The following is a 9998-nucleotide window of genomic DNA, read 5'->3' as shown; positions in this document are numbered from 1 at the left end:
AGTGCGGTCAAGAGGGTGTCTAACTCGGTCGTCACAACCCGATGTTGGACACCCTCCCCACGGCTGAGAACCCCGCATTCGGAACTACTCGTCTAGCCGCCGACGGCCTGCCGTACCGCCCGCACCAGCGCCTGTGCCCTCGGATCCGCCGTCACCGTCTTGCGGAAGCCGTTCGTCACATAGCCGAACGCGATCCCCGACTCGGGGTCGGCGAAGCCGAGGGCGCCCCCGCGTCCCGGGTGGCCGAAGGAACCCGGCGACAGGAAGGGGGAGGCGCTGCCGTGCAGCATGTAGCCGAGGCCGAAGCGGGTGGTGACGACCAGGACGCGGTCCGGGCCCGCGGACTCCTCGGCGCGGGCCAGCTCCACCGTGCCCGGCTCGAACAGCCGCACACCGTCCACCTCCCCGATCAGGGCCGCGTAGAAGCGGGCCAGTCCGTCCGCCGTCGCGATGCCGTTGGTCGCGGGGAGGGCCGCCCTGCGGTACGCCGGGTCGTTCTGGTCGGGGAACGGGGTGATGGCGGCGAAGGCCCGGCGGGTGAGGGAGCCGGGGTCGTCGTAGGCCTCGGTGACCGAGCGCTTGGGGCGGGTACGCAGCCCGCTCGCCGGCTCGGGTCCCTCGACCCGGCCGACCCGGCCCACCCGGCCCGTCTGCGTGTCCGGCAGGCCGAGCCACAGGTCCAGGCCCAGCGGGGCGGCGATCTGCGACGCGATCCACGCGCCGGTGCCGCGGCCCGTCACGCGCCGCACCAGTTCGTCCAGCATCCAGCCGTACGTCAGCGCGTGGTAGCCGTGGTCGGTGCCCGGCTCCCACACGGGCGCCTGCGCGGCCACGGCCTCCGGGCCGCGCAGGGGATCGAGAGCCTCGGCCGGGGTGAGCGGGTGGTCCAGGACGGGGAGGCCGGCCCGGTGGTTCAGGACGTGCCGGACGAGGACCCGGTCCTTGCCGTGCGCCTTGAACTCCGGCCAGTAGTGGCCGAGCGGGGCGTCCAGGTCCAGCTCTCCGCGCTGGTGCAGCAGGAGGGGGACGGCGGCGGCTACGCCCTTCGTCGCCGAGCGGATGACCTGCGCGGTGCCCCGTTCCCACGGCGCGTCACCGTCCACACCGTCCACATCGCGGGTGCCGGCCCACAGGTCGACGACCCGGCGCCCGTCCCGGTACACGGCGACGGCCGCGCCCCGGTCCCCGAGCGCCGTGAAGTTCCGTACGAACGCTGCCCTGACCGGCTCGAAGCCCTCGGCCACCGTGCCGTGCACATCCACGTCCAGGTCTCCGTCCGCGCCCACGTCCGCACGTCCTTCCACTCGCTTGCGACAGTGGGGGCAACGCCCGGCCTCAGCCTGCGATTCCCTGGTCGCGTCAGCCCAGCAGGATCGTTACGTCGATGTTGCCGCGCGTCGCGTTCGAGTACGGGCAGGCCTCGTGGGCCTCATCCACCAGCTTGGCCGCGAGGTCCGCGTCCAGAACCGGCAGGGAGACGCTCAGGGCGACCGCGAGGCCGTAGCCGCGGTGCTTGTTGGGGCCGATGCCGACCTTCGCGGCGACCGTGGAGCCGCTCAGGTCGTAACCCGCACGGTTGCCGACCATGATCAGGGCGTTGTGGAAGCAGGAGCTGTAGCCGGCCGCGAAGAGCTGCTCCGGGTTGGTGCCGTTGCCGTCGCCGCCCAGCTCCGGGGGCATCGCGACCTTCAGGTCCAGCTGGCCGTCCTGGCTGGTCACATAGCCCTCGCGTCCACCGTGCGCGGTGGCCTCGGCGACGTACATGATCTTCGTCGGACGGGTGTCGACAGTGGTGCCGTCGGTCGTGGCGTCGTCGGTCATGGTGCCGTCGGTCATGGTGGCCCTCCCCCGGAACACGTGGTGCGCACATACATCGTGCACAAGGTACTGGTCGGTAGGAAGGCTGCTGTTACCAGGGGGTAGCAACCGCCGGTAACCCGAGATCAGCGGGTACGGCGGCTCAGCGGGACCGATCCGCCGCGGCTTCCGCCCGCTCCGCCAGCCGCCGCAACTCCTCGCGCAGCCGGGCCACTTCCGGCTCGCCCAGCCCGGTGGCCGCGAGCATCGCGCCCGGCACGCGCGCCGCGCGCTCCCGGAGTTCCTCCCCGCGCCCGGTCACCGCCACCAGCACCGAGCGCTCGTCGTGGGCCGCGCGTTCCCGGCGTACGAGCCCCGCGCTCTCCAGCCGCTTCAGCAGCGGGGAGACCGTGCCGTAGTCGAGGCGCAGGGCACCGGCCAGCTCCTTGACCGTCGTCTCGCCGCGCTCCCAGAGGGCCAGCAGGACGAGGTACTGCGGGTAGGTGAGGCCGAGCTCGTCGAGGAGCGGGCGGTACGCGGCCGTCACCGCGCGGTGGGCGGCGTACAGCGCGAAGCACAGCTGCTCGTCCAGCAGCAGCGACCCGGCGTCCTCGTCCTGGTTCTCCTCGTCCTGGTTCGTCACGCGGCCATTGTCACTCAGCGGCCCGGAGCGGCCGGTACCGAGCGCGGATCGAAGCCGTACGGCAACTCGAGACGGTGGGCGCCCATCAGGTCGTCGTCGGCGAGCAGCTCGGCCGTCCTGCCGTCCGCCGCGATGACGCCGTCGCTCAGGACGAGGGAGCGGGGGCACAGCTCCAGGGCGTAGGGGAGGTCGTGCGTCACCATGAGCACGGTCACGTCCAGGGAGCGCAGGATGTCGGCCAGTTCGCGGCGGGAGGCCGGGTCGAGGTTGGAGGACGGCTCGTCCAGGACCAGGATCTCCGGCTCCATGGCGAGGACGGTGGCCACGGCCACGCGGCGCCGCTGCCCGAAGGAGAGGTGGTGCGGGGGCCGGTCCTTGAACTCCGCCATGCCGACCCGCTCCAGCGCCCGGTCGACCCGCTCCTCCAGCTCCGGGCCCCTCAGTCCGGCCGCCGCCGGCCCGAACGCCACGTCCTCCCGCACGGTCGGCATGAACAGCTGGTCGTCCGGGTCCTGGAAGACGATGCCGACCCGGCGGCGGATCTCGGCCATGTGCTGCTTGCCGACGGGCAGCCCGGCGACGCGCACCGTGCCCGTGCCGCCGGTCAGGATGCCGTTGAGGTGCAGGACGAGGGTCGTCTTGCCGGCGCCGTTCGGGCCGAGCAGCGCGACCCGTTCGCCGCGTTCGACGGCGAAGTCGACGCCGAACAGGGCCTGGTGCCCGTCGGGGTAGGCGAAGGCGAGGCCGGAGACCTCCAGAGAAGCTGTCACAGCATCCATCCCAGCAGACAGACCACGAGGGCGGCACAGGGCAGGGCGAGGGCGTACGACCACTGCGCCCGGGAGGCGGTCACCTCGTCGATGACCGGCATGGAACCGGCGTATCCGCGGCTGACCATGGCCAGGTGCACGCGCTCGCCGCGCTCGTAGGAACGGATGAACAGCGCGCCCGCCGACTTGGCGAGGACGCCCCAGTGCCGGATGCCGCGGGCCTCGAAGCCGCGCGACTCCCGGGCGATGCGCATGCGCCGCATCTCGTCCGTGATGACGTCGCCGTAGCGGATCATGAAGGACGCGATCTGGACGAGCAGGGGCGGGAGCTTGAGCCGCTGGAGGCCGAGGAGGATCTCGCGCAGCTCGGTGGTGGCGGCGAGCAGCACGGAGGTGGCGACGCCCAGCGTGCCCTTGGCCAGCACGTTCCAGGCGCCCCACAGGCCGTTCACGCTCAGGGACATCCCCAGCACGTCGACCCGCTCGCCCTCCGCCACGAACGGCATGAGCACCGCGAACGCCACGAACGGCACCTCGATCAGCAGCCGCTTGAGCAGGAAACCGGCGGGCACGCGGGCCGCGTACGCGACGAACGCCAGCAGCACGGCGTACAGCCCGAACGCCCACATCGCCTCCCGTGACGTCGACACCACGACGACCACGAAGGCGAAGGCCGCGGCCAGCTTGGTGTGCGGCGGCAGACCGTGCACGGGCGAGTGCCCGTGCCGGTACAGCTTGTGCGCGTGCCCGGCGCCCACGTCAGACGTTCTCCGTCTCCACGGCCGTGGGGCAGGTCTCGTCCGTACGGCGGCGGCGCACCGCCCAGAACACCGCGCTGCCCGCCACGACCGTGACGCCGACGCCGATGACGCCCGCCAGTCCCCCGGACAGGCGGGCGTCCTCGACATCCTTGACGCCGTAGTCGGCGAGCGGTGAGTCGGCGACCGCGTGCTCCTCGGCCTTCTTGTCGATGCCCTGGTCGGACGTCCTGGTGGACGAGGACCGCGGGGCCGTACCCGTGGCGCTGCGGTACGACCCCGAGGACGATCCCCGCTCGGTGCGCGTGGGACTGCCCGGCGCCGGCCAGCGGGAGTGGACCCTCCCGCGGGACATGCTGGAACAGGGCCTGCGGGTCCCTGCGGGGAGCGGTGAGGTGCGGGTGTGGCCGTGCGGGCGGGTGCAGGCCGTGGTGGAGTTCCACTCCGCGCAGGGGGTGTCGGTGGTGCAGTTCGAGACGAAGGCGCTGCGCAGGTTCCTGCGGCGGACGTACCTGGCGGCGGAGCCGGTGCAGCGCACCGCCGAGCCGGTGGGACGGTCATCGGCGGCGCGTCATCAGTAGGCACGCTCTGCAGTAGGCACGCCCTTCAGCAGGAGGCCCGCTGTTCAGCAGACTCGCTCTTCAGCAGGCCCGCTCTCTTCAGGAGCGCCGTCAGCCGCCCGCCTTCAGCAGCGCCGCCACGATCGGCCCGGCCGTCTCGCCGCCGTGCCCACCCGCCTGGACCACGCCGGCGGCGGCCAGGTCGCCGCGGTAGGCGGTGAACCAGCCGTTCGGCTTCTTCTGGCCGTCGACCTCGGCGGAGCCGGTCTTCGCGCCGACGTCACCGCTCACCCCGGCCATCGCCTCCGCCGCCGTGCCGTACGCCGCCGTGTACGCCATCAGCTCACGCAGCTGGGACAGCGTGCCCGCGGACATCGTGCGCGAGGCCGTCGCCAGCTTCCGCCCGTCCACCTTCGGCGACACCAGGTACGGCTGGTGGAAGGTGCCGGCCTGTACCGTCGCCGACACCGAGGCCATGTTCAGCGGGTTCATCCGGACCCCGCCCTGGCCGATCAGCGAGGCCGCCATCGGGGCCGCCGACTGCACCGGCACCGCGCCGTCGAAGGACGGCACACCGATCGCCCAGTTGTTCAGCCCCAGCCCGAAGACCTGCTGGGCCTGCTTGGTCAGGTCGTCGTTCTTCAGCTTCGGGGCCTGGCTGATGAAGGCCGTGTTGCAGGAACGGGCGAAGCTCGCCTTGAACGTGCCGTCCTTGATCTCGAACTTGTCGTCGTTCTGGAACTTCCAGCCGCCGTAGGAGAAGTACTTCGGGCACGGGTGCTTCTTGTCCGCCGAGGCCAGGCCCTTCTCGATGAGCAGCGACGACGTGATGACCTTCATCGTGGAGCCGGGCGCGAGCGAGCCCTGGAAGGCGGTGCTGAAGCCCTTCGAGGAATTTGCCGCCGCCAGGATCTCGCCGGTGGACGGGCGCAGCACCACCACGGACGCCCGCGCCTTCTTGGCGACCTGCCGTTCGGCGGCCGCCTGGAGGGTGGGGTCCAGCGTGGTCTCGACCGTGCCGGGCGTGCCCTTGCTGAGCTCCAGCAGCGTCTTGTCGGACAGCTCGGACGACTTGGCGGACTCGCCGCGCACCACCCGCAGCTCGACCCCGGCCTTGCCGCCGGCCTTCTTGCCGTACTTCTCGCGCAGCCCGTCCAGCACCGGGCCCAGCGACGGGTACCGGGCCGTGGTGATCTCGCCGCCGTCCCGGTCGAGCGCCTTGACCGGCGGGGTGCCCGCCTCGCCGGTGACCAGCTTGTCGCCGTCCCTCAGGTCGGGGTGGACGACGGAGGCGTGCCAGTCGACCAGCGGCTTGCCGTCACTGGTGCGCCGTACGACGGTCAGCGCGCTGTCGTACGCGAGCGGCTTGCTCGTGCCCTTGTACGACACCGTGCCCTTGACCGCGAACGGGACCTTGTCGCCGGTACGGGCGCCCGCGGTGAGGGTGACGTCCTTGACGCGGGCGTCCTTGGCGTAGCCGGTCAGCAGTGTCTTCGCCGCTACCGGGTCGTCGGTGGCCGCGGCGGCCCGCGTGACCTGGCCCGCCTGCCACGCGGTGAGGAAGGCGCGCGCGGCGGTGGTGACCTCCGTCGCCGACAGCGGGCCGGTCTTGACCCGCGGCTTGTGGTCGCCGGCCGCGGACGTGGACGGCGTGCCGTTCTCGGCCGCCGCCCCGCCGCCGACCAGCGCGTAGCCCGCGACCCCGGCGCCGCCGACGACCACGGCGATCACTCCGCCGATCACGGCGGGTCTCGTCTTCCGTCGCTCGGCGACGCGCCTTCTGTTGCCCACGGCTTTCGTTCCTCCGCGATATGCCCAGGGTCCCCGCAGCCCTCGTAGCTCTCGTAGCCTCGTGACTCTTGTAGCCCTCATGGCTCTCGTAGCTCTCGGTGTGCTCACCGACATCAACGACGGCCCCCACCCTAGGGTCCCGACCTGAGTGGGTGACGCGTGGGCGTGTTCAGCCGCCCGCTTGTAGCACGGCTGCGACAATCGGCCCGGCCGCGTCGCCGCCGTGGCCGCCCCGCTCGGTCATGGCCGCCGCGGCGACATCGCCCCGGAACCCGGTGAACCAGCTGTTGGACTTCGCCACCCCGTCGACCTCGGCCGACCCCGTCTTGGCGCCGATGTCGCCGCTGAGCCCGGCCATGGCCTCGGCGCCGGTGCCCTGGGTGGCGGTGAGCCGCATCATCTGCTTCAGCTGGGCGGCGGTGTTCGCCGGCAGGCCCTTCGCCTGCGCCAGCTGCCGGCCGTCCAGCTTCGGTGACACCAGGTAGGGCTGGCGGAAGGTCCCGGTGATCGCGGTGGCCGTCACCGAGGCCATGTTCAGCGGGTTCATCTGGACCTGGCCCTGTCCGATGGCGCCCGCCGCGCGGTCCGGCCCGGAGACGACGGGGACGCTGCCGTCGAAGGAGTCGATGCCCGTCTTCCAGTCGTTGCGGCCGAGCCCGAACCGCTCCTCGGCCTCCCGCGCCAGCGAGGCGTCCGTGAGCGGCTTCTCGTCGATGAGCTTGATGAAGGCCGTGTTGCAGGAGCGCAGGAAGCTGTTGGCGAGCGTGGCGCTGTCGTTGGGCTCCATGTCCGTGAGGTTCTCGAAGGTCTGCCCCTGCCACACGGCGGTCGGGGGGCAGGGTGCCGGGCCGTTCATCGAGGTCACACCGTTGTCGATGAGCATCGCGGCGGTGATGATCTTCATGGTGGAGCCGGGCGCGACCCGCCCGGCGAAGGCCGCGTTGAAACCGTCCTCGCGGTGGTTGGCGACCGCCAGCACCTCACCGGTGCTCGGCAGCACGGCCACCACCGAGGACTCGGCGTACTTCCGCACCGCCTTCTCCGCCGCCGCCTGCACACCGGCACTGAGCGTGGTGTGCAGCTTGCCGGGCCTGCCCGCGGCGAGGGTCAGCAGCGGGGTGTCGGCGGCCTGGTCGGCGTGCCGGATCACCAGCTCGACACCGGGCGAGCCGCCGGCCTTGTCGCCGTACTTGTCGCGCAGGGCGTCCAGGATCGGCCCGAGTGAGGGGTACTTCTCCTTCGTCAGCACGGTGCCGTCGCGGTCGACGGCCTCGATCGGCGGGTTCGCCGACTCCCCCGTGACGAGGGTGTCGTCCTTGTGCAGCTCGGGATGGACGACGGACGGCTGCCAGTCGACCAGCGCCCGCCCCGTGGTGATCCCGCGCACCACCGTCAGCTTGCTCCGGTAGCTGAGCGGCTTGGACTTCCCGTCGTACGCCACCGTCGCCTTCACCGTGTACGGCACGGTGGTGCCGCTCGCCGCGCCGGGCGTGATCCTCACGCCGGTGATGTGCGCCGTCTCGCTGTAGGCCGTCAGCAGATCGCGGGCGCCCGCGTCGTTGTTCGTGTACGTCGCCGCCTGCGCCGCCTGCCCCCTCTCCCAGGCCGCGAAGAACTTCCCGGTCGTCTCCTTCACCTCGGCACTGCTCGGCGGCCCGGACTTCTTCTCCGTGGCCGACCCGCTGGTTCCCCCGCCGCCGTTCAGCGCGTTCACGATGTTGTAGCCGCCGTACCCGGCCCCGCCCACCATCACCGCGAACACGCCACCTATGACGGCGGCCATGACCCCCTTGCGCATCGCGCGTCCCCTCCCCGTTTTCAGTCCTCGAAACTGTAAGTGGCGGGAGGGGACCATGTGAGGGGAGTTTCCGTTCGTTGCCGGACAGAGATCAGCCGGCTGACTCAGACCCAGGTGTCCAGCCACATACGTGACCGCCAGTCGTCGATCGGGATCGCCGTGCCGGTGTAGATCGGCCAGAAGTAGATGAAGTTCCAGGCGATCAGCAGGACGAGCACGCCCCCGCCCGTCGCGCCCGCGACGCGGCGGGTGTCGGTGGAGTGGGGCGGGCCGACGACCGCGCCGAGGAGCATGGCCGCCGCCAGGCACAGGAACGGCAGGAAGACCACGGCGTAGAAGTAGAAGATGGTGCGCTCCTGGAAGAAGAACCAGGGCACATAGCCGGCCGCGATGCCGCAGGCGATGGCGCCCGCGCGCCAGTCGCGGCGGAAGAGCCAGCGCCACAGGACGTACAGGAGCGCGAAGCAGGCCACCCACCACAGCACCGGCGTGCCGAGCGCCAGCACCTCACGGGCGCACTTCTCGCCCGCGTCGACGGGGCAGCCGTCCTTGCCGGGCGCGGGCGACTCGTAGAAGTACGACACCGGCCGGCCGGTGACGATCCAGCTCCACGGGTTGGACTGGTACGTGTGCGGCGAGGTGAGGTGGGTGTGGAAGTCGAGCACCTGCGCCTCGTAGTGCCACAGGCTGCGCCACCAGTCCGGGAAGAGCCAGGACCAGTTGCTGTCCTTGCCGTCGGTCGCGGCCCAGTTGCGGTAGTAGCCGCCGGAGCCGTCGGCCGGGGAGAGGATCCAGCCGAGCCAGGACGCGACGTAGGTGAACACGGCCACCGGCACCGTCGCCAGGAACGCCCAGCCCAGGTCGTGCTTGAGCACGGCCAGATGCGGGCGGCGGGCGCCGGCGACCCGGCGGGAGCCGACGTCCCACAGGACGGTCATGATGCCGAAGGCGGCCAGCATGTACAGGCCGTTCCACTTGGTGCCGATGGCCAGGCCCAGCATCAGGCCCGCCGCCCACCGCCACGGGCGCAGGCCCAGACGGGTCGTCTCGGCGATGTGCGCGTCGGGGCGGACGCGGCCGTCGGCGTCGGCGGGGAGCGCGGCGGCGAGTTTCCCGCGCGCCTTGTCCCGGTCGATGAGCAGGCAGCCGAACGCGGCGAGGATGAAGAACATCAGCACGCCGTCGAGCAGCGCGGTCCGGCTCATCACGAAGTGCAGACCGTCCACCGCCATCAGCGCGCCCGCCAGGCAGCCGAGGAACGTGGACCGGAACAGGCGGCGGCCGATGCGGCACAGCATCAGCACGGAGAGGGTGCCGAGCAGCGCGGTCATGAAGCGCCAGCCGAACGGGGTGAACCCGAACATCAGCTCGCCCAGTCCGATGACGTACTTGCCGACCGGCGGGTGCACGACGTACGACGCGTCCGTCGGGACGGGGACGTTCCCGTTCGTCGACAGGATCAGGTCGTTGACGTTCTTGTCCCAGTTGACCTCGAACCCGCGGTGGACGAGCGCCCACGCGTCCTTGGCGTAGTACGTCTCGTCGAATATCACCGCCTTGGGGTTGCCCAGGTTCCAGAACCGCATGACGCCCGCCATGAGCGTGACGAGCAGCGGACCGCCCCAGGCCGACCAGCGCGTGAGACGCTCCGCGAGCGTGGGCGGCACGCCGAGCACCGCCCACAGACGCGGGCTGGGCTTCGTGTACGGCGGCACCAGGCGGTCACGGACATCGCTGGTCGGCCCCGCCAGGTAGCCGAAACGGCGCAGCCGCTGCTGCCAGGTGGGCCGCTGTTCGTGCGGCGCCTGGTCCTGCCGGGTGTCCGTGGAGTCCATGGACGACGCTGTACTGGTCACCGCGCCATCGTAGGGAACACGTCTG

General features: G+C 71.6%; 9 protein-coding genes and 1 pseudogene. 1 reads left to right on the top strand and 9 read right to left on the bottom strand.

What is annotated here, in order from left to right; translation table 11 throughout:
• Positions 1 to 92: 92 nt before the first annotated feature.
• The 6 genes and pseudogenes from ACYVMZ_RS23295 to ACYVMZ_RS23270 all read right to left on the bottom strand — a co-directional run.
• A complete protein-coding gene (locus ACYVMZ_RS23295; RefSeq protein WP_461082708.1) occupies positions 93 to 1262 on the bottom strand; it encodes a serine hydrolase domain-containing protein in 1170 nt (389 codons plus the stop codon).
• A gap of 97 nt (positions 1263 to 1359) precedes the next feature.
• Positions 1360 to 1836 (bottom strand): organic hydroperoxide resistance protein, encoded by a 477-nt coding sequence (locus ACYVMZ_RS23290; protein ID WP_461082698.1) that lies wholly within the window; start codon positions 1834 to 1836, stop codon positions 1360 to 1362.
• Between the two features lie 124 nt (positions 1837 to 1960).
• Positions 1961 to 2440, bottom strand: a complete 480-nt coding sequence (locus ACYVMZ_RS23285; RefSeq protein ID WP_461082696.1) for a MarR family winged helix-turn-helix transcriptional regulator — start codon at positions 2438 to 2440, stop codon at positions 1961 to 1963.
• A gap of 14 nt (positions 2441 to 2454) precedes the next feature.
• Positions 2455 to 3219, bottom strand: a complete 765-nt coding sequence (locus ACYVMZ_RS23280; RefSeq protein ID WP_461082694.1) for an energy-coupling factor ABC transporter ATP-binding protein — start codon at positions 3217 to 3219, stop codon at positions 2455 to 2457.
• On the bottom strand, positions 3207 to 3968 hold the full coding sequence (gene cbiQ, locus ACYVMZ_RS23275) for a cobalt ECF transporter T component CbiQ (protein ID WP_461082692.1): 762 nt from the start codon (positions 3966 to 3968) through the stop codon (positions 3207 to 3209). Before cbiQ ends, ACYVMZ_RS23280 begins: the two co-directional genes overlap by 13 nt.
• A gap of 1 nt (position 3969) precedes the next feature.
• Positions 3970 to 4194, bottom strand: a pseudogene (locus ACYVMZ_RS23270) (PDGLE domain-containing protein); the annotation flags it as partial.
• Between ACYVMZ_RS23270 and ACYVMZ_RS23265 the strand changes: the two are divergent.
• Positions 4181 to 4549, top strand: a complete 369-nt coding sequence (locus ACYVMZ_RS23265) for an SsgA family sporulation/cell division regulator (protein WP_461082690.1) — start codon at positions 4181 to 4183, stop codon at positions 4547 to 4549. The pseudogene ACYVMZ_RS23270 and the gene ACYVMZ_RS23265 overlap by 14 nt on opposite strands.
• A gap of 90 nt (positions 4550 to 4639) precedes the next feature.
• Here the strand turns inward: ACYVMZ_RS23265 and ACYVMZ_RS23260 are convergent, their stop codons facing one another.
• The 3 genes from ACYVMZ_RS23260 to ACYVMZ_RS23250 form a co-directional block, all read right to left on the bottom strand.
• Positions 4640 to 6319 (bottom strand): penicillin-binding transpeptidase domain-containing protein, encoded by a 1680-nt coding sequence (locus tag ACYVMZ_RS23260; RefSeq protein WP_461082688.1) that lies wholly within the window; start codon positions 6317 to 6319, stop codon positions 4640 to 4642.
• Between the two features lie 169 nt (positions 6320 to 6488).
• The gene (locus ACYVMZ_RS23255; RefSeq protein ID WP_461082686.1) at positions 6489 to 8117 is read right to left on the bottom strand and encodes a penicillin-binding transpeptidase domain-containing protein; all 1629 of its coding nucleotides are present in this window, start codon (positions 8115 to 8117) and stop codon (positions 6489 to 6491) included.
• Positions 8118 to 8221: 104 nt separating this feature from the next.
• Positions 8222 to 9973, bottom strand: coding sequence for a dolichyl-phosphate-mannose--protein mannosyltransferase (locus ACYVMZ_RS23250; RefSeq protein WP_461082684.1), 1752 nt, complete (start codon positions 9971 to 9973; stop codon positions 8222 to 8224).
• Positions 9974 to 9998 lie beyond the last annotated feature (25 nt).

It is taken from the genome of Streptomyces deserti, assembly GCF_054782695.1.
The sequence above is the reverse complement of the archived record's forward strand: the minus strand, read 5'-3'. Positions and strand labels throughout refer to the sequence as shown.